This window comes from Planktothrix tepida PCC 9214, assembly GCF_900009145.1.
GTDB classification, from domain to species: domain Bacteria; phylum Cyanobacteriota; class Cyanobacteriia; order Cyanobacteriales; family Microcoleaceae; genus Planktothrix; species Planktothrix tepida.
The window spans coordinates 1-299 of the sequence record NZ_LN889926.1 but is presented as its reverse complement, the minus strand read 5'-3'; the positions used below and the strand labels follow the sequence as shown (position 1 = coordinate 299).

The window sequence follows — 299 nt, the reverse complement described above, 5'->3', positions numbered from 1 at the left end:
ATCAAAAAGCAATTGAGTTTTATCAACAGTCTTTAACTATTAAACGTGAAATCGGCGATCGCAATGGAGAAGGACTTGCTCTCAATAATTTGGGTTCTGCTTACAATAGCTTAGGACAATATCAAAAAGCAATAGAGTTTTATCAACAGTCTTTAACTATTAAACGTGAAATCGGCGATCGCAATGGAGAAGGAGGTGCTCTCAATAATTTGGGTTCTGCTTACGATAGCTTAGGACAATATCAAAAAGCAATTGAGTTTTATCAACAGTCTTTAACTATTAAACGTGAAATCGGCGAT

General features: G+C 35.5%; 1 protein-coding gene. It reads left to right on the top strand.

Going from position 1 to position 299, the window contains the following annotated elements:
- A partial coding sequence (locus tag PL9214_RS29830) for a tetratricopeptide repeat protein (protein WP_139295239.1) occupies positions 1–299 on the top strand: 299 nt, incomplete at both ends.